This is a genomic window from Pseudomonas gingeri, from assembly GCF_013386115.1.
GTDB lineage: Bacteria > Pseudomonadota > Gammaproteobacteria > Pseudomonadales > Pseudomonadaceae > Aquipseudomonas > Aquipseudomonas gingeri.
The window spans coordinates 520514-541740 of record NZ_JACAOR010000014.1; the positions used below are offsets into that span (position 1 = coordinate 520514).

At 62.5% G+C, this 21227-nt stretch carries 9 protein-coding genes; 8 read left to right on the forward strand and 1 reads right to left on the reverse strand.

Annotated features, from left to right (window positions below; all coding sequences use genetic code 11):
* The 7 genes from HX881_RS29125 to HX881_RS29155 all read left to right on the forward strand — a co-directional run bounded on the left by HX881_RS29125 (position 1) and on the right by HX881_RS29155 (position 18694).
* Entirely contained in the window at positions 1–192 is a 192-nt protein-coding gene (locus tag HX881_RS29125; protein ID WP_103032879.1) for a 2-hydroxymuconate tautomerase, read from the forward strand.
* 16 nt (positions 193–208) lie between these two features.
* The gene (locus tag HX881_RS29130; RefSeq protein WP_177087993.1) at positions 209–1147 is read left to right on the forward strand and encodes an acetaldehyde dehydrogenase (acetylating); all 939 of its coding nucleotides are present in this window, start codon (positions 209–211) and stop codon (positions 1145–1147) included.
* A gap of 10 nt (positions 1148–1157) precedes the next feature.
* Positions 1158–2195 (forward strand): 4-hydroxy-2-oxovalerate aldolase, encoded by a 1038-nt coding sequence (dmpG, locus tag HX881_RS29135; RefSeq protein WP_177087995.1) that lies wholly within the window; start codon positions 1158–1160, stop codon positions 2193–2195.
* Positions 2196–2249: 54 nt separating this feature from the next.
* A complete protein-coding gene (locus HX881_RS29140; protein ID WP_103032878.1) occupies positions 2250–3602 on the forward strand; it encodes an MFS transporter in 1353 nt (450 codons plus the stop codon).
* Between the two features lie 180 nt (positions 3603–3782).
* Positions 3783–5135: an OprD family porin gene (locus tag HX881_RS29145; RefSeq protein ID WP_177087997.1), complete on the forward strand. Its 1353-nt coding sequence runs from the start codon at positions 3783–3785 to the stop codon at positions 5133–5135.
* Between the two features lie 464 nt (positions 5136–5599).
* Positions 5600–17941, forward strand: a complete 12342-nt coding sequence (locus HX881_RS29150) for a two-partner secretion domain-containing protein (protein WP_177087999.1) — start codon at positions 5600–5602, stop codon at positions 17939–17941.
* 6 nt (positions 17942–17947) lie between these two features.
* Positions 17948–18694, forward strand: coding sequence for a hypothetical protein (locus tag HX881_RS29155; RefSeq protein ID WP_177088001.1), 747 nt, complete (start codon positions 17948–17950; stop codon positions 18692–18694).
* 69 nt (positions 18695–18763) lie between these two features.
* Here HX881_RS29155 and HX881_RS29160 read toward each other — a convergent pair whose 3' ends face one another.
* Positions 18764–19642 carry a LysR family transcriptional regulator gene (locus HX881_RS29160; protein WP_177088003.1) on the reverse strand — a complete coding sequence of 293 codons (879 nt, stop codon included), beginning with the start codon at positions 19640–19642 and terminating at the stop codon, positions 18764–18766.
* Positions 19643–19886: 244 nt separating this feature from the next.
* Here HX881_RS29160 and HX881_RS29165 point away from each other — a divergent pair, with 244 nt between their 5' ends.
* Positions 19887–21200 carry an MFS transporter gene (locus tag HX881_RS29165; protein WP_177088005.1) on the forward strand — a complete coding sequence of 438 codons (1314 nt, stop codon included), beginning with the start codon at positions 19887–19889 and terminating at the stop codon, positions 21198–21200.
* The last annotated feature ends 27 nt before the right edge of the window (positions 21201–21227 follow it).

Below are 21227 nucleotides of genomic sequence, written 5' to 3' on the forward strand. Positions count from 1 at the left end.
ATGCCCATCATGCAGGTTTTCCTGATCGAAGGCCGTGACGAAGAACAGAAGGCCCGCTTGATCGCGGCCTTGACCGAGGCGGCGGTGGAGTCGATCCAGGCCCCCCGCGAATCGGTGCGGGTGATCATCACCGAGATGCCCCGGACCGACTTCGGCATCGCCGGCAAGACCGCCAAGGCCCTGGGCCGCTGACCGCGAGAAACACGACATGAGCGAACACAAGAAAAAAGTCGCCATCATTGGCTCCGGCAATATCGGCACCGATCTGATGATCAAGATCCTGCGCAATGCCAGGCATCTGGAAATGGCCGTGATGGTCGGTATCGATGCGGCCTCCGACGGCCTGGCCCGGGCCCGGCGCCTGGGTGTGGCGACCACCCACGAAGGGATCGAGGGCCTGGTGCGCATGGCCGAATTCGCCGACATCGATTTTGTCTTCGATGCCACCTCGGCCAGTGCCCACGTCAGCAACGATGCACTGCTGCGCTGGCACAAACCAGGCATCCGCCTGATCGACCTGACCCCGGCGGCCATCGGTCCGTACTGCGTGCCGGTGGTGAACCTGGAAGCGAACCTGCAGGCGACCAACGTCAATATGGTCACCTGTGGCGGCCAGGCCACCATTCCCATGGTGGCGGCGGTATCGCGGGTGGCGAAGGTGCACTACGCCGAGATCATCGCTTCCATCAGCAGCAAGTCGGCCGGTCCGGGGACACGGGCCAATATCGACGAGTTCACCGAAACCACCGCCCATGCCATCCAGGCGGTCGGCGGCGCGGGGAAGGGCAAGGCGATCATCGTGCTCAATCCGGCCGAGCCGCCGCTGATGATGCGCGACACGGTCTACGTGCTGTCGCAGGCGGCCGACCAGGCTGAAGTCGAGGCGTCCATCGAGGCCATGGCCCTGGCGGTGAAGGCCTATGTGCCGGGCTATCGGCTCAAGCAGAAAGTGCAGTTCGAGGTGATTGCCGCCGAGGCACCGCTGCATATTCCGGGGCTCGGACAGTTCAGCGGCCTGAAGACCACGGTGTTTCTCGAAGTCGAAGGCGCCGCCCACTACCTGCCGGCCTATGCCGGCAACCTCGACATCATGACCAGTGCCGCGTTGGCCACCGCCGAGCGCATGGCCCAGTCCATGGCCCACTGAGGAGACTCCCATGACCTTCAATCCCGGCAAGAAACTCTATATCTCCGACGTGACCCTGCGCGATGGCAGCCACGCGGTGCGGCACCAGTATTCCATCGACAATGTGCAGGCCATCGCCCGCGCCCTGGACAAGGCCCGCGTCGACAGCATCGAGGTCGCCCACGGCGATGGCCTGCAGGGCTCCAGCTTCAACTACGGTTTTGGCGCCCACACCGACCTGGAGTGGATCGAGGCGGTCAGCGATGTGATCAGCCATGCCAAGGTCGCCACCCTGTTGCTGCCCGGCATCGGCACCGTGCATGATCTCAAGGCCGCCTACCACGCCGGGGCCCGGGTGGTGCGGGTCGCGACCCACTGCACCGAGGCGGATGTCTCGCGCCAGCACATCGAATACGCCCGCGAACTGGGCATGGACACCGTCGGCTTCCTGATGATGAGCCACCTGACCAGTCCGCAGAACCTGGCGCTGGAGGCGAAGAAGATGGAAAGCTACGGCGCCACCTGTATCTATGTGGTGGACTCCGGCGGCGCGATGAACATGCAGGATATCCGCGAGCGCTTCCGGGCGGTGAAGGCCGTGCTCAAGGCCGAAACCGAGACCGGCATGCATGCCCACCATAACCTGTCGCTCGGTGTGGCCAACTCCATCGTTGCCGTGGAGGAGGGTTGCGATCGCATCGACGCCAGCCTCGCCGGCATGGGGGCCGGCGCCGGTAATGCGCCGCTGGAGGTATTTATCGCCGCCGCCGAACGCCTCGGCTGGAACCACGGCACCGATCTCTACACCCTGATGGATGCCGCCGACGACATCGTCCGCCCCTTGCAGGACCGGCCGGTGCGGGTCGACCGCGAAACCCTGGCCCTGGGTTATGCCGGGGTCTACTCGAGCTTCCTGCGCCATGCCGAGATCGCCGCGCGCCGCTACGGACTCAAGGCCGTGGACATCCTTGTCGAACTGGGCCAGCGGCGCATGGTCGGCGGCCAGGAAGACATGATCGTCGACGTGGCACTGGACCTGCTGCAGAGGTCGAAAATCTACCCAACCTGAACGCGCTGAAACCTGTTTCACCCCACTGACAAATCCAATAACAGGGGAAACACCATGAACCACAAGACCGCCTCCATTGGCGCAATCATCGATGCCTGTGCGATATCCCGTTACCAGATCATTGTCCTGCTGCTGTGCTTCCTGGTGGTGCTGGTGGATGGTTTCGATACGGCCGTGATCGGCTATATCGCGCCGTCCCTGCGCCAGGAATGGGGACTGCAACCGAGCCAACTGTCGCCGGCCTTCGGTGCCGGCCTGTTCGGTCTGATGTGTGGGGCCTTTCTGTTCGGTCCCATCGCCGACAAGTACGGGCGCAAGAAGGTCCTGCTGGTGTCGGTGCTGATCTTCAGCCTCGGTACCCTGGCCTCGGCCTGGGCCCATTCCATCGACAGCCTCACGGCCTTGCGCTTCCTCACAGGGATCGGCCTGGGTGGGGCGATGCCGACCTGTATCACCTTGAGTTCCGAGTATTCGCCGCTGCGCCGGCGGATGATCATGGTGACCCTCAGCTACAGCGGTTTCACCACCGGCCTGGCCTTGGGCGGGGCGGTGGCGAGCCAGATCATCCCGGCCTTCGGCTGGCGCGGCGTGCTGCTGATCGGCGGGCTCGCACCGTTGCTGTTGCTGCCCGTGCTGGCCTGGTACCTGCCGGAATCGGTGCGCTACATGGCGGCGCACCCGCGTTATGCAGCGGCCTTGCGCAAGGTGGTGGAGAAGATCAGCGGGCGTCGCGACTGGGATGAGGTGACCTTCGTCGAAGACCAGCGGCCGGCGGTCGAACGTTCGCCGATCTCGCAACTCTTCATCGAAGGCCGGGCACTGCGCACGGTGCTGCTGTGGGGCACCTTCTTCTGCTCGCTGTTTGTCTTCTACCTCCTGACCAGCTGGTTGCCGAGCATCCTCAAGGACGCCGGCTACGACATCGCCAGTTCCGCGCGGATCGGTGCCATGGTGCCGCTGGGCGGAACCCTCGGGGCGATATTCATGGCGCTGCTGATGGACAGGGTCAGTCAGTACAAGGTGCTGGGTCTGGCCTACCTCGGTGCGGCGCTGGTGATCGCCCTGGTGGGCTTTGCCCTCGGCCAGGCGACCTGGCTGACCGTCGCGGTGTTCTTCGTCGGCTTTGGCGTGGCCGGTGCGCAGAACGGCCTGAACCTGCTTTCGGCAAGCATCTACCCGACCACGGCGCGGGCCACCGGCGTGAGCTGGGCCATGGCCAACGGCCGGGTCGGTTCGATCATCGGCTCGATGCTCGGCGCCTGGCTGATCGCCCAACTGGGCCAGCCCACGCTGTTCTTTATCGCCCTGGCGGTACCGGCCTTGCTCGGTTCCATCGCGATCTTCTCGTTGCAGCGTTTCGCGGTACGGGAAGACCTGAGCGGCCCGCAGGTCTCCACGAGCCACTGAGGCACTGACGCCTCCCCACTGACATGACATCACCAATCCTGCCGTGCGCGGCAGGAGGGGCCGCGCTTTGCCTGAAATATGGCCATGAACACCGCTTTTTTGCAGGAGCCGGTGTTCAGGCAGGAAAAGGCAGGCGGACCTCGAGCTCCCGACAATAAAAAAACCAAGGGTGTAACTACCATGCGTCAACACAACAAGATCTCGCGTGCTTTGCAACCAACCCTGTTTGGCCTTTCGTTGCTGAGCCTGGCCGTCGCGCAGCCGGTTCGTGCCGAAGGCTTTATCGACGATGCCAAGGCCAGGCTCGACCTGCGCAACGTCTACTTCAACCAGGACAACCGCAGCGGCCCGGCGGCGCCTTCGAAGCTGGAAGAGTGGGGGCAGGGCTTTATCCTCAACTTCAGTTCCGGCTACACCCAGGGGCCGGTGGGCTTTGGCGTGGATGCACTGGGCATGCTCGGCGTGCGCCTGGACTCGGGGCGCGGCACCCATGGCAACCCGAACAGCGTCACCCAGGGCGGTTTCGTGTTTCCCACCGACAGCAGCGGTCGGGCGGTGGATGACTTCGCCACCCTGGGCCTGACCGGCAAGGTGCGCATCGCCAAGACCGAGCTCAAGGCCGGTACCTTGCTGCCGAAGATGCCGATCCTGGTCTACAACGACGGGCGCCTGTTGCCGGAAACCTTCCAGGGCGTGCAGGTGACCTCCCGGGACTTCGACCACTTCACCCTGACCGGCGGCCAGGTCAGCCAGGTCAAGAGCCGCAACTCGTCGAACAATGAGAACCTGGCGATTGCCGGAGCCGGCGGACCGGCCGGACAACGCAGCAACAAATTCAACTTTGCCGGGGTCGACTATCAGGTCGATCCGAGCCTGCTGTTGCAGTACTACTACGGCAACCTGGAGGACTTCTACCAGCAGCATTTCCTCGGGCTGGTGCATACCCGGCAACTGCCGGTGGGGAGCCTGAAGACCGACCTGCGCTTCTTCGACAGTTCGTCCGACGGCCTCAACGGCACCCGTGCCGGCCGCCAGGAGGGCTACCTGAGCAGCGGCTATCACAACAACGGCGAGGTCGATAACCGCGCCTTGGCCGGCCTGTTCACCTACAGCCTGGGCGGGCATGCGGTGAGTCTCGGCTATCAGCACCTCAACGGTTCCAGCGATTTTCCGTTTCTCAACCAGGGCGACGGCTCGGCCACCTACCTGATCACCGACCGCCAGACCGGCGCGCGCTTCCAGCGTGCGGGGGAGAACACCTGGGTCGCGCAGTATGGCTACAACTTCGCAAGCCTGGGCCTGCAGGGGTTGACCACCCAGGTGACCTACCAGCGCGGCGGGCAGATCAAGTCGGACCAGGGCGACCAGCACGAGTGGGAGCGTGACCTGATGGTCAGCTATGCGTTCCAGAGCCCGATGTTGCGTGGCTTCGGCATGCAATGGCGCAACGCGATGCTGCGCAGCACCGTCGCCAGCCAGCGTGACCTGGACGAGAACCGGGTGTACCTGACGTATACCGTGGATCTGTTCTGAGCTCTACCGCTCGTGCCCGCGCTCCGGCGTGGGCATGCAGCCCGTGACGCCCTCGTCACAAAGAGCGGACGCAGAGCCTCCAGAGAGGCATTCCCACGCCGGAGCGTGGGAACGATCGAACGCGCCTGCGTGGGAGTGCCGGACTAGACGCTCCGCGTCGGTTTTCTGAAGAAAAAAACAAACCCGCCCACCGCTGTGTCTTGCGCCGGATCGATGCAGATCGACTCCCGGCAACGGCATTTTCCGCCATGTATCGAGACTGAAATATTTTCCGTGCGTTCATTGACGCCATTGTTTTGTCTCTTTAGCATCGCGATGTCATTTTGATGTTACCGCTTTTTTCAAGGGATTGAACCGGCGGGCTCCACCTGTCGCCGAGAGCGGGCCAGGGGGCCGCCGTACACGATCTCCTTGCAGTTGAGCGTCTTCTCATCCTGCGTTTCATCTGATTCGAGATTCCAGACATGGACGTCCGCCAGTTCGCGCTTCTTGCGCGCCAACCTTCTGCTGCCCTGAAAAACCGTGAGCACTTCCTGGGACTGCCCAAGCGCGGCCTGGCGTTCCTGTTGGCGAACGTCATGTTCTGGCAGCCGCTGTGGGCCCAGGCGGACGGCATCGTGGTCAGTGCACCAGGGACTTCGCTTGGGCAAGCGGCAAACGGCGTACCTATCGTCAATATCGCTGCACCGAATGCCAGCGGCCTGTCCCATAACCAGTTCCACGACTACAACGTCGGCGCCAACGGCGTCATCCTCAACAACGCCATCGACCGGACCCAGTCCACGCAACTGGGCGGCATCATCCTCGGCAACAGCAACCTCAACGGCCGTGCCGCCACCACCATCCTCAACGAAGTCAACGGCGGTAGCCCCAGCCAACTGCGTGGCTACACCGAAGTGGCGGGGCAGTCGGCCCATGTGATCGTCGCCAACCCTTACGGCATCAGTTGCAGTGGCTGCGGCTTTATCAACACGCCGCAGGCAACGCTCACCACCGGTAAACCGGTGATCAGCAACGGCCAGGTGTCGGGTTACCAGGTCGACCAGGGCAGCGTGTCCATCGAAGGCGCCGGGCTTAACGCCAACAATATCGACCAGTTCGAAATCATCACCCGTTCGGCCCGGCTCAATGCCGAGATCCAGGCGAAGAACCTGGCGATCATTGCCGGCGCCAACGATGTCGATGCCAAGACCCTCAAGGCCACCGCCCGCACGGCCAATCCCGCCAATGCCCCGCAACTGGCGATCGACTCCTCGGCGCTGGGCGGCATGTACGCCGGGGCGATCAAGCTGGTGGGCACCGAAGCCGGTGTCGGGGTCAAGCTCGACGGCAAGATGGTCGCCAGTGGTGGCGATATCCAGCTCGATGCCAACGGTCATCTGAGCATGGTCGATACGGCGGCGAGCGGAGCGGTCAACCTCAAGGCCCAGAGCCTGGAAGCCAAGGGCCCGGTCTACGCCGGCACCACCCTGGAGATGCAAACCCAAGGCGACCTGAGCAGCCAGAACAACCTGGTCGCCAAGGACCGCATCACCCTGAACAGCGGTGGCCAGCTGAGCAACAACGGCATCATCGAAGCCGGGGTCAATCTCGATAACACCCGCAACAGCGAAGGCGACGTCAGCGTCACGGCGCAGAACCTCAGCAACGCCGGCAAGACCATCCTTGCCAGCCGTGACCTGTCGGTTACCACCACACAAACCCTGAACAACCAGGGCGGCACCCTGAGCGGCCAGCGGCAGACCACGGTCACCGCCGGCACCCTCGATAACCAGAACCAGGGCCGGGTACTCAGTGCCGACCGCCTGAACCTGACCGCCGACAAGGCCATCAACGGCAAGGACGGCCTGATCTCCAGCAACGGCGATCTGGTGGTCAACGTCGGCGCGCTAGGCAATCGCGGCGGGGAGATTTCCAGTCTGGCCGATGTCACCCTCAACGTCGCCACCCTGGACAACAGCGCTGGCCTGATCGCGTCCGACAAGAGCCTGAATCTCACGGCCAGTGGCGCTGCCAATAACCGTGGCGGCGCCTTGTCAGGTTCAACCCTGGTCACCCTGAAGGGCGCGAGTCTGGACAATACCCAGGGGCAGATCACCGGCGACCTGGGGTTGAGCATCGACCTCAGCGGCGCGTTGGATAACCACGGGGGAACCCTGGGTTCCGGCAAGGCCTTGAGCCTGACCGCTGCCAGCCTCGACAACCGTGCGGCAGGCACCGTGCTGGCGGCGGACGGCAATCTGACCGCTACCGTCAGTGGCGTATTTGATAACCGTGAACAGGGCAAGCTGCGCGCCACGGGCAATATCGAGCTGAACACCGGCAGCCTGGACAACCGCGGCGGCAGCCTGGCGGGCAAGGCTCACCTGACCTTGCGCGGCGCTTCGGCGGACAACCGTGGCGGCCTGATCCAGGCCGACAAGGACCTCAAGCTGCTGGTCGATCAGTTGGACAACCGCGACAAGGGCAATCTTGTCGCCAAGGCGGCCATCGGCTTCGAAGGCACCCGCCTGGACAACAGCGGCGGCCTGCTCAGCGCGGTCGGCCCGGTCAGTCTCAAGGCCAGGGAGGTTGCCAACACCCAGGGCCGTATTGCCAGCCAGGGCGACCTCGACGCCAACATCGACAGCCTGAGCCAGCAGGGTGGGGCGCTGGTGGCCCAGGGCTCCTTGCTGCTGACCGGCAAGAGCCTCGACAACCGCAATGGCGGTACGCTCGCCAGCACCCAGGGCCTGACCATCAATGTCGAGCAGATCGACAACCGCGCCGGCGAGCTGTCCAGCACCCGCGGCAGCGTCAGTGTCAGCGGACAGCGCCTGGATAACAGCGATGGCGGCAAGCTGCTGACCGAGACCGACCTCGGCCTTGTCGTGGCGCAAGTGATCAACCAGAACAAGGGCCGCCTGTTCGCCAGGGGCAGCGTCAACCTGAGCGGCACGAGCCTGGATAACAGCGGCGGGAACATCTCCGCCCTCCAGGGCCTGGATATCCGCCTTGATGGCGCGTTGCTCAACAACACCGGCCTGCTCAGCAGCGAAGGTGCCCTGGACCTCAAGGTCGGTAGCCTGGACAACACGGCCGGCAAGCTCGGCAGTGCCGCCGACCTGTCGATCGAGAGCCTGGGGGCGTTGCTCAACCAGGGCGGTTCGATCCTCACGGACCAGGGCCTGGTGCTCGTCAGCAGCAGCCTCGACAACAGCCGCAAGGGCCTGATCAGCGGCAAGGGCGCCACCCGCGTCACCACCGGCACTCTCGACAACAGTCAGGCAGGACGGCTGACCAGCGACGACCGCCTGGACCTGACGGCAACCCGCGTCAACAACGGCGCGTCCGGCCGTATCGCCAGTGCCAGGGACCTGACCGCCAGCATCACAGGCCTCGACCAGCAGGGCGGCGAACTGTTCAGCAAGACCCAGCTGAGCCTCGACCTGCACAACGGCCGGCTGGACAACAGCAACGGCCTGATCAACGGCCCGCTGCTGGTGCTCAAGAACCTCGACGAGGTGGTCAACCAGGGCGGTGAGATCTCCAGCGCCCAGGCCTTCGCCCTCGTCGCGAAAAGCCTCGACAACAGCAGCGGCAAACTGCTCGGCAGCCAGGGCCTGACCCTGCGCATCGATCAGGCACTGAGCAACATCAAGGGCCTGATTGCCGCCGCGTCGCTCGACAGCCGTAGTGCCAGCCTGGACAACAGCCAGGGCCTGATCAGCAGCCGGGGTGCCATCGACCTGGGCGTGACCGGAGCCTTGATCAACCAGGGCGGTACCCTGGTGGCCGATGGCGCGATCCTGTTGACGGCCAGCAGCCTGGATAACAGCAATGGCGCCATCTCTGGCAAGGCCGATGTCACGGCGAACATTGCCACTCTGGACAACCGCAACGGCAAGCTGATCGCCAGCGGTGCGCTGGCCCTGGGCGGGACCTCCCTGGATAACCGCCAGAACGGCCTGGTAGGGGCGACAAAAGCGCTGAAACTCGATGTCGGCGTCATCGACAACCGCGGCGGCGAGCTCTCCAGCAGTGCCGATATCCGCCTGACCGGCAACCGCCTGGACAACAGCGACAGCGGCAAGCTCCTCGCCGATACGACGCTGACACTCGAAATGGCTCAGGTACTCAACCGCAACCTGGGGCTGCTCAAGGGCAAGACCGGCGTCACGCTGGATGGCCAGACCCTCGACAATACCGGCGGCCAACTGCTCAGCGACCAGGATGCACGACTTACCCTCGGGGCTGACCTCGACAACAGCGCTGGCCTGATCAGCAGTGAAGGCCGGCTGGATGTCAGCAGCGTCGGGCTGACCAACACTGCCGGCACCCTGTCGAGTGCCGGGGCGCTCAAGGTCAAGGCCAGCGGGGCATTGGGCAACCAGGGCGGACGCCTGGTCAGTGACAGCAGCATCGACCTGACCAGCAGCCGTCTCGACAACGCCCAAGCGGGAGTGATCAGCGGTAAAGGTGCGGTCACTGTCAGTACCGGCGCCTATGACAATCGCACCGGCAGCCTGAGCAGCAGCGACAGCCTCACCCTGACGGCGGGGCAGGTCAGCAACCAGAACGGCCGCATCGGCAGCGACAAGGCCCTGGTCGCCAGCGTCACCGGCCTGGACCAGCAGGACGGCAAGCTCTTCAGCAACACGGCACTGACCCTGGACCTGAACAATGGCCAACTGAACAACCAGAACGGTCTGATCAACGCACCGTCACTGGTGCTCGACAACCTCAAGGGCGTGAACAACCAGGGGGGTGAAATCTCCAGTGCACAGGCCTTCGCACTGACCGCCGACAGCCTGGATAACAGCAACGGCAAGTTGCTGAGCAACCAGGCCGTGACCTTGCAGGTCAACCAGGCGCTGGCCAACCTCAAGGGCCAGATCGCCGCCGCCGCGCTCGATATCCGCGCCGCCAGCCTCGACAACAGTGGCGGTACCGTCACCAGCCGTGGCGACCTCGACCTGACCATCCGTGGTCAACTGAGCAATCGCAGCCAGGGTCTGATCAACGCTGCGCAAGCCTTGAAGCTCAGCAGCGCCGACCTCGACAACCAGGGCGGCACCTTGCTCGGTGCCGGCGCCGTGACCCTCAACGCCATGGCCCTGAACAACAGTGGCAAGGGCCTGATCAACAGCCAGGGCGGTCTGACGATCAATGCCAGCAGCCTGGACTCCGGCAATGGCGGTGAAGTCTCGGCCAAGGGCGATATCGACCTGGCCCTCGGCGCCCTGGCCCAGAACGGTGGTCGCCTGCTCGGCGACCAGGCCATCCGCCTCGACCTGGCGGGTGGCGATCTCGACAACCGCAACGGCCTGCTCAACGCCAAGGGCCCCCTGACCCTCGATCGTCTGCGCGACCTGAGCAACCAGGGCGGTGAGCTTTCCAGCAACCAGAGCTTCAACCTCGTCGGACGTACGCTGGACAACAGCGGCGGCAAGCTGATCAGCAACAACCAGTTGGGCGTGACCGGCAGCAGCCTGATCAACCAGGGCGGTCTGATGTCCGGCTGGCAGGGACTGGCCGTCAACGGCGCGAGCCTGGACAACCGCAACAGCGGCACCCTGTCCAGCCGCAACGGCAACCTGGGTGTCAACGTCAGCGGCGCATTGCTCAACAGCAATGCCGGTGCGCTGGTCAGCCAGCAGGCCTTGACCGTCAATGCCGCCAGCCTCGACAACAGCGCCGGTATCCTGTCCAGTGGCGGCGCCCAGCAGTTGACCCTCAGCGGCCTGTTGAACAACGCCCAGGGCGGCTCCATCGACAGTGGTGCGACCCTGACCCTGCAAGCCATGGCCCTGAACAACAGCGGCACCCTCAGCGCGCAGCAGAACATCGGTTTCACCGGCACCACCCTGGATAACAGCAACGGCACCCTGACCGGCAAGGGCGCGGTCAGCCTCGATCTGCTCGGTGCCCTGACCAACACCAACGGCAAGCTCGCCAGCGCCGGGTCGCTGGTGATCAGCCGCAGCAGCCAGATTAGCAACCAGGCCGGCCAGCTGGTCAGCCAGGGCTTGCTGAGCCTGCTCACCGGCAGCCTGGACAACCGCAATCGCGGTACGGTCGCGGCCAATGACAATCTCGTCATCAGCAGCAGCGGCGCCGTCCAGAACAACAGCGACGGCCTGATCTACAGCCAGAACGGCGACGTCCGCCTCGGTGCCGCGAGTCTCGCCAACGGCAAGGGCTCGCTGCAAGGGCAGGGCGCGCTGAACCTGACGGTCAGCGGCGATATCGACAACCAGAGCGGCAGGCTGATTGCCCAGAATGGCGACCTGACCGTCAGCGCGGCCAACCTCGACAACCGTGGCGGCACCCTGGCCAGCGTCAAGGGCGCCCTCGAAGCCCGTATCGTCGGCGTGCTGAAAAACGGCTATGACCTGGGCAACAACCGTCAGGGCGGCATCATCCAGGCCCAGCGCCTGACCCTCGGCGCCCTGGGCGGTATCGACAACTATGGCGGGCGGATCGCGGCGCAGAGTGGCGATGCCCTGGTCACCACCGCCGACTTCGATAACCGCAACGGCGGTCTCTACGCCAAGGGCCTGGTGCAGGTCAGTGGTAACAACTTCGACAACAGCGGTGACAACGACGGACAGATCGCCGGCCAGCACATCGACCTCAGCCTCAACGGCGCGCTGAACAATCGCCTGGGCGTGATTGAAAGCGACAGCACGCTACGCGTCCGCGCGGCCAGCCTCGACAACCAGACCGGCCAGATCCGTGCGCTGGGCACCAGCGGCAAGACTGATTTCCAGATCGGCGGCCTGTTCGACAACCGCAATGGCAAGCTGGAAACCGCCAACAGCGACCTGACCCTCAATGCCGGCGGCTTCCAGAACCTGGGCGGCAACCTGCTGCATGTGGGCAGCGGTACCTTTGATATCAGCACCGCCAATATCACCAATGCCGGCGGCAGCCTGCTGACCCGTGGCGGCCTGACCCTGACGGCGGACAGCTGGACCAACAGCAGCGTGATCCAGGCCGGGCGCCTGACGGTGAACGTCAACACCCTCAACCAGACCGCTAGCGGGCAATTGCTGGCCTCCGACAGCCTGACCGGCAACGGCGGCAACTGGAACAACGATGGGTTGATCGCCAGTGATGGCTCGGCCAACCTGACGCTCGCCGGCACCTACGGCGGCAATGGACGCTACAGCAGCGTGGGCACTCTGGGCCTGAGTGCGGCCCAGGTGAGCCTGAGCGGTGTCGCGAGCATTGCTGGTGGGGGTGATACCACGATCAATGCTGGCGGCTTGAGCAACGCGGGGCGCCTGACGTCCAACGCCTCCATGACGGTGATCGCCAATGCCATCGGCAACACCGGCACACTGGGCGCGGCACAGGACCTGACGCTGAAGACGCCAACCCTGGTGAACAGCCATGGCCTGATCTTCAGCGGCCGCAACATGGGCCTGCTGGTCAATGACTTCACCAACGACAATGGTGATGTCTACAGCATTGGCAACCTGAATATTTCCGGACTCAATGGTGGCCGGGCCAACAGCGTGACCAACCTGGCGTCCTCCATCAATGTCGACGGGGACTTCTCGCTGTCGGCCAACAGCTTCAACAACAAGACCGAGGGAACTATCGGGCAGGAACGGTTGTTGTCGGGTGACATCACGTTCAACTCGGACACGTTCTATATCTCCGAGAACTACACCTCGGAGTCGATCATCAGTGGCGCACGGGCAAGCCTGGCGGTGGCCGGAAACATCGATGGCGATGTCGGCCGCTTTACCAACACCGCTTCGCTGATTTCCGCCGGCAAGAACATTCGCCTGAATGTCGACAACTTCGAGAACCTGGGGTTGGAGTCCGGCAACTTCACCCGTAACCGCGTCTATACCGGCGTGCGCAATATATCCTCCATCACCAGCAGAGACGGTGGTCCGCTGGAGGCCTACGCGCTCCGATATTCCCAGTACGTCTACAACTACTGGAAATCGGTCCATGAGCCCGACAAGGGCGGCACGCACATTGAGCTCAACGATTACGGCAAGCAAAAAAACACACGGTTGAACTCAAGCTTCGGCACCGGTCCCGACGTGGCGTTGCCTGCTGGCATTCTGGCGGGAACCTTGAACAGTGATAACAAGGTGTTTACCGCGGGCGGCGGCAGTGTCGCTTCGGTGGTCCAGGCCGGACAGGCGATACAGATCAACGCCAAGAACACCATCGACAACAGCAACCTGCACGCCAACACCCAGTTCTCGGGTACGACCAAGAGCGGTACTGGCACCCAGGTCGGCAATGCGGCCAAGCCGACGGTCGTCTACCTGAACCCGCAACTGCCGCCGAACCTGGCCCAGCAGCAAGTAAACCCCTTGTCGATCGCGGGCTTCAGCTTGCCGACCGGACAAAACGGCCTGTTCCGCCTGAGCGGGCAGGGCGGTTCGGCGACGCAGGCCAGCCAGGCCAATGCGGGGCCGCAATCCTGGAGCATGGGCAGCGCGGTGGTGAGCAATGCCCAGCGCCAACAGGGTGCGGATGACGTCCAGGCGCGCAACCTGCAGTTCACCGATGCGGCGTGGATCGCCGCGAGCAATCTTCAACTCGAACAAAGTACCCGCCAGGCCACGGGCAGCGGTGTCTCCGGCAGCGAGATCAATGTCGGCACGCCGGGCGATAGCGGCAGTGTCCAGTTGCCGGGGCAGGGTGGTGCGGTGTCCTCGGTGGGCAGCCAAGTCATCAATCGGGTGCAGGGCTTGCCGGACACCTCGGGCCGGTCCAATCCGCAGAAGTACCTGATCGAAACCAACCCGGTGCTGACCGACCTCAAGCAGTTCATGAGCTCGGACTACCTGCTGGCGAACCTCGGCTACAACCCGGATGAAAGCGCCAAGCGCCTGGGCGATGGTTTCTATGAACAGAAGCTGATCCAGCAGGCGGTGGTCGCGCGTACCGGTCAACGTTTTATCGACGGCCAGACCTCCGATGAAGCGCTCTACAAGTACCTGATGGACAACGCCATCAAGAGCAAGCAGCAGCTCGACCTGTCGGTGGGGGTCAGCTTGACCTCCCAGCAGGTCGCGGCGCTGACCCACGATATCGTCTGGCTCGAAGAGCATGAGGTGAATGGCGAGAAGGTCCTGGTGCCGGTGCTCTACCTGGCCCAGGCCACCAACCGCCTGGCACCGAACGGGGCGTTGATCCAGGGGGCGGACGTTACGCTGATTGCCGGTCAGGATCTGCAGAATGCCGGGACGTTGCGTGCAACGAACAATTTGAGCGCCGTGGCAGGTAACAACATCGTCAACAGCGGTTTGATCGAAGCCGGTAATCGCCTGGATCTGCTGGCCAGCAACGATATCGTCAACAAGGCCGGAGGAATCATCTCCGGTCGCGATGTGAACATGGTCGCCATCGGTGGTGATGTGGTCAGCGAGCGCACCGTCTCGGCCACGGGTTACAGCATCAAGGGATACAGCCAGACCCAGGAGTATGCCGACAGTGGTGCACGCATCGAGGCGGCGAATGACCTGAGCATCAGCGCCGGGCGTGATATCACCAGCAGCGGCAGCGTGATGTACAGCGGCCGTGATACGACACTCACTGCCGGCCGTGACGTCAACATCGTCTCTGCGGAGCAACATCGTAGCGAGGCCGGCCGGGGTCAAAGCAGCGGCGTTACTCAATATGGCTCCGACCTGATAGTGGGGCGTGACGTCTCGGTAAGTGCCGGCCGTGATATCTCGGTGATCGGCAGCGATATCGACGCCATGCGGGATATCAGCATGAAGGCCGCCGAGAACCTGGTCTTGAGTTCTTCGGCTGACGAAAGCCATTCCTACTTCAAGTCGAAGAAACTCACGACGCAAGAGGATCACGTCAAGCAGATCGCCAGCAACGTGACGGCGGGTGGTGATGTCGTGCTCAGTGCCGGCAAGGACATGACACTGGTATCCAGCCGCATCAATGCCGGGGACGAAGCTTATCTGGTGGCAGGCGGCGACCTGGATCTGCTTGCGGCACAGGACAGCGACTATTCGCTCTACGACAAGAAAAAGAAGGGCAGTTTCGGCAAATTGCAGACCCGTCACGATGAAGTGACCCAAGTGACGAATGTGGGGAGCGAGATCAAGACCGGGGGAGACCTGACACTCAAGAGCGGAGGTGACCAGCGCTATCAGGTGGCGAAACTTGAAAGCGCCAAGGATCTCACGCTGGACAGCGGGGGTGGCATCACCTTCGAGGGAGTGAAGGACCTTCACGATGAGAGCCATACCAAGACCAACAACAACGCCTTCTGGAACTCATCCAAGGGCAAGGGCCATACCGACGAGACACTTCGCCAAAGTCAGCTGACTGCGGCTGGCATAGTCACCATCAAGGCTGTCGAAGGTCTGAAAATCGATGTCAAGCAGGTCAACCAGCAGACGGTCAGTCAGACTATCGATGCGATGGTGACGGCTGATCCGAAGCTGGCGTGGCTGAAGGAAGCCGAGGTGCGTGGTGACGTGGATTGGCGGCAAGTGAAGGAGATTCACGAATCCTTCAAGTACAACACCTCGGGATTGGGACCCGCATCGCAATTGATCATCGCGATTGCGCTGGCTGCGGTGATGGGGCCGATGATGGCCGGTTGGAGCACCATGGCCCAGGCGGGCGCCGTCAGTGTTGCGACCAAGGCGACCGTCAGTACTATCGATAACCGAGGCAACCTCGGCGCGATACTCAAGGATGTCACTTCCAAGGACAGCCTCAAGGGCTATGCCGTTTCGATCGCGACGGCCGGTGTGGCGCAAGGGCTCAACTACAGCCCCGGCAGCATGGGTTTCGATCTTCAGAGTGCACAGACCGTTGCCTTGAAGGTGACTGCGGATGCGGTGATCAAGACCGCCGTCTATGGCGGTAGCTTCCAGGACAACCTGGCCAGCTCGGCGATGGGCACCGCTGCCAGCATCGGTGGCGCGGTCGGGGCCGGAAAGATCGGCGATATGGAACTGCCCGAAGGTGGATTGGAAAAGATCCTCCTGCACGCCGGTCTCGGTGGGCTGCTGTCCAAGGCCATGGGGGGCGATTTCCAAACGGGGGCCATAGCCGGCGGGGCCAACGAAGTCCTGGTAGGTCTTTTGGGTGACAAGCTTCTCCCGGAAAATCTGGTAAAAGGCTCCCCTGAATACATTCGGGCCGAAGCCAACCTGATGGCGCTCTCGCAGATTGCCGGCGTGCTGGGGGCGGTAGCGTCCGGTGGCGATGCCTCGATTGCGTCTACGGTGGCAGGGAATGCTACCCAGTACAACTTCCTGGGCAATCACTCGCAAGCCGTGCGTGATCGGGCTCGTAAAGAGTTTGAGGAAACTGGAAGTCTCGACGCTGCGAGGAAGCTGTCCACGCTTGAGGGCGCCGACCATCGTAGCGACGACTTGCTGGCCAAGCTCCATAACGATCCCGCTTCCCTGTCCGCAGCGGAAACCAGTGAGCTGAAGGCCTACCTGCAAGTCTATGCCTACGAGCAGCAGCTCAAGTATGGGCCTGAAGTTGCCGCGTCCAGCGTCAAGATGTTGATTGAGACCGGTCCTGCTCCCATCCGTGATTACCCGTATGCGGGTACGACTGATTCGAAAACAGCTTATGCCGATGCATTGCGTGCACTGGATGGTGTCTCTGTCCTGGATCCCTTCTGGAGCCGGGAAAAAACGGCCAATGAGATGGTGTACAGGGATGCGCAAGGTTATTTGCGAATCAGCAACGAGCAACAGGGTCTGGCAAACATCGGGACGCCGGCGTTGTATGCGATGTCAGGTCCGTTGGGCTCGGCCATTCGTATCGCAGCGGCTGCCAATGGAGTCTTGCAGGCCGGTTATGGCGCCCAGCAGGTCATCGATGGCGACACCTGGAACGGGCTTGGGAATATCATCGTCGGAGCGATGGGCGCTGCCAGCGTCAAGATTCCTGGTGGTAGGACCGGCATTGCAAACAACGAGGTCAAGGACGTTGTAGGGGGCGAGCTGCGTGGTCCTTGCTGTTTCGCCGCAGGCACGATGGTGGCGACCCCGTCAGGGGACCGCGCCATCGATATGCTCAAGGTCGGCGATATCGTCTGGAGCAAACCTGAAAACGGCGGTGAGCCGTTTGCCGCCGCCATCCTGGCAACCCATGTGCGCACGGATCAACCGATCTATCGCCTGAAGCTGGAAAGTATTCGCACAGACGGTCCGGCTGAGGGCGAAACGCTGTTGGTTACCCCATCGCACCCTTTCTATGTTCCAGCCCAACGCGATTTTGTCCCGGCCATTAATCTCAAACCGGGTGACTTGCTCCAGTCGCTGGGAGATGGGGCAAGCGAAAACGTCTCGACCCGGGTCAAGTCTTTGGAGCTGTTCCAGCCGGTGGGGAAAACGTTCAACCTGACGGTTGATATCGGGCATACGTTCTACGTGGGTAAACTGAAAACATGGGTCCACAACACCGGGCCGTGCAAAGTACCCCAGATCACCCTCAATCGCCAAAATGGCGTCGAGTTTGAAAGACAAGTCATTAGTGCCTTTGATGATTTGGGGGGAGTGAAAAATACGAGCCTGGTAACTGTCGAGCTTGCCAATGGCGCAAAAGTGACAACGATTCCTGATATGTGGGGGAAGAACGTAGGAGGCCTGTTGGAGGTCAAGAACGTACTGAACCTCTCCATGTCCAACCAGTTGCGAGCGCAGATTAAAGTTGCAAGTGATTCTGGACAGCCCTTGAATGTGGTGGTCAGCCCCAGAACAAATGGCATCTCGGCGGAAGTCATGCGCCAGGTGAGGAGCACAGGTGGGGATGTTTTTAGATATAATCCTGCCACGCGTGAATTGACGAGATTTTGAAGATATATGAAGCCGTATGTGCAGATAGCAATCAGGACGAAATCTGAAACTATTGGTTGGGGTGTCGGAGAGGCTTTCGTTGCGTCGTTAAGCCGGGACGAGGGTTTGCTTGTTCCAGAACAGGTGTCGCACAATGCGGATAAATTCATAGAGCCTTTCATGGGCACGGCTGCGAGTGAGGGAGACTGGGCAGCAAAGGCCGCCATACGAGTCAATGGCGTATTGTCCGACTTCTATCAGGATTTCGCGTGGCGGAGAAAAAAGGCGGTCAAATGCTCGGGGAGCGTTGTTCACACGGCGCGAAATGCCAGAGGGCAGCTGGTTCCAGGCGCAATCAGCTTCCGTTCGGTCAGTAGCGAGAGAGTCGACTGGTATTCGCTCTTCAAAGCATGGTGCGAAATTTTTCCTCCTCAGCTTGGAATGCTTCATCTCTTCAGTGAACCCGAACTCGGTCCTCACGAGAAAAACAACAGTTTTCAGATCGGGTCATTCAACTCGGCCTTGAAACCGGACGTGCCGAATATCGGCTGGGTCATGTTCTATGGGGACGAGTTTTCTGCAGAGGTCGATGCTGAACGGATCGCGGCGTCAGGATTTCCCATTGAAAAATTGAATAATGGGTATCTTGTAAGAGTTACAGAGAGCCTTCAGGAGGTGGCGAGTAACTTTCCGCTATTCTCAAAGCGCCGCGCCGAGCTCAAGAGCTTGTTCCGGGAAGATTTGTTCTTGATCAAGACTGAGGCTTCGCTTTAGAAGCCCCAGGCATTGATCGCACCCACGCCCCAGCGTGGGAACGATCGAATTCAATCTTGCTGCTTCTCTTCAGGCAAACCGCCCCACCATGAACTCGATAAAACTGCTCAACTTCGGCGTCATGTGCTTGTCCGGCAGATAGACCAGGTGCAGCGGCCGGTCCAGGGTTTCGTGGTCCGGCAGCAGGTGGACCAGGCGCCCATCCTTCAGGGCGTCCTGCACCAGTGTCTGCGGGAGCAGGACGATACCGATGCCTTCCAGCGCCGCATTCATCAGGGCCGTGCCGTTGTTGGCCGACAGTTGCCCGTTCACCCGCACGCTTTCGCTGCTCACCCCACGGAACAACCATTCGCGCTGTGGCGTGGCCCGCAGGAACACCAGGCAGTTGTGTTGCTGCAGATCCGCCGGCACGTGTGGCGTGCCGTGGGCCTTCAGGTACGCCGGCGAGGCGCAGGCGATGCGGCGGTTCTTGCTCAGCAGGCGTCCCACCAGTGCGCTGCTGGGCAGTTCGCCGTAGCGGAACACCACGTCGAAGCCGTCTTCCACCAGGTCCACCACCCGGTCGTTGAACTGCAATTCGATATCCACTTCCGGGTAGGTCTTGAGGTAGGCGGCAATCGCCGGGATCAACCGGTCCGAGGCCAGGGTCGCCGAGGCACTGACCCGCAGGCGGCCGCGGGGATGGGCACGTTGTTCGCGGGCGACCAGTTCGGCGTGTTCGATCTGTCCAAGGATCGCCAGGCATTGGCTGTAGTAGCCCTGGCCGATCTCGGTCAGGCTCTGGCGGCGGGTGGTGCGGTGCAGCAGGCGGGTGCCCAGGTGTTTCTCCAGGCCCTGGATATGATTGCCGACCATGGTCGAGGAAATCCCGATGGACTGCGCCGCCGCGCTGAAACTGCCGTGATCGACGACCTTGACGAAGACCTTCATGCTTGCCAGAACGTCCATTGCCAACCTTTTATTGGGAGTGATCCAAGAAGTCGCTAGTTTATCAAGTGAGGCTAGGGGATCACCATGGGCAGCGACACCAGGCGGACCTGTGCTCGCTGTCGTACAGCCGCGGTTCAGCAAAACGTCGTCATCGGTATTTGGCAAAAAGTTATGATCCGCTCTGTGCAGCGGGTTTCGGGGGTGTGCGATCAGCGGGTTATCGGGAATTTTCAGGCCGCGTCTATCGCGTCAGGTCAGTGGCATGTTGGCGATCCTGATCTCCATCGCCCTGGCTTCACTGGACACCGCCATCGCCAACACGGCGTTGCCGGCCATCGCCACCAGCCTGCACACCACGCCGGCCGCCTCGGTGTGGATCATCAATGCCTACCAGCTGTCGGCGGTCGCGACCATCCTCGCCTTCGCCTCGTTCGGTGGCGTGATCGGGCATCGCAAAATCTATCTGTTCGGCCTGGTGCTGTTCACGGTGTCTTCGGCGCTGTGCGCGATGTCGACCACCCTGACCCAGCTGACCATGGCCCGCGTCCTCCAGGGCGTCGGGGCGAGCGCGATCATGAGCGTCAACGCGGCGCTGATCTTCAGCCTGTTCCCGCCGGAAAAGCTCGGCAAGGGCATGGGCCTCAATGCGCTGGTGGTGGGCATGTCGTTCGCCGCCGGACCAACCGTGGCCTCGCTGATCCTGTCCGTGGCCAATTGGCCGTGGCTGTTCGGGGTGAACATCCCCATCGGCCTGATCGCCCTGGCGATGGCCATTCCTTCGCTGCCCCACACGCCGCCCAACGGCCAGCGCTTTGCCTGGATCACGGCCGGCCTGAGCATCGTCACCTTTGGCTCGCTGATCTATGCCTTGGGGGAGGGCGCGCAGTTTGCGGGCACCTTGCCTATCTGCCTGGCGTTGCTGGTGTGCCTGACGGCGGGTTTTGTGATGATCCGCCGTGAAGCCGGGCATCCGGCACCGATGTTCCCCATCGATCTGCTCAAGCGCCCGATGTTCGCATTGTCGGCGCTGACGGCGGTCTGTTCCTTTGCCACCCAGGGCCTGGCCTTTGTCTCGCTGCCATTCTTTTTCGAAACGGTGCTGGGCCGCGACCCGGTGCAGACCGGCTACCTGATGACGCCCTGGTCGGTGGTGGTGGCCTTGATCGCGCCCTTTGCCGGACGGCTATCGGACCGTTACCCACCAGGCCTGCTCGGCGGTATCGGCTTGGGGGTGCTGGCCCTGGGCATGTTGTCCCTGGCCTTGCTGCCCAGCGATCCGAGCGCGCTGGATATCGGCATCCGCATGGTGATCTGCGGCCTGGGCTTCGGTTTTTTCCAGTCGCCGAACCAGAAGGCCCTGATGACCAGCGCCCCGCGGGAACGCAGCAGCGGTGCCAGCGGCATGATTGCCACCGCGCGCCTGATCGGCCAGTCGACCGGTGCCGCGCTGGTGGCGTTGAGTTTCGGTTTGTCGGCTACACATGGACCGGTCATTGCGCTGTACATCGGCGCGGGGTTTGCGACAGCCGCGTGCCTGGCCAGCTTTTCGCGGCTGGTGGCGCGCAACGAGGTCTGATGCATTGATTGAGGTGGATGGCCGCCC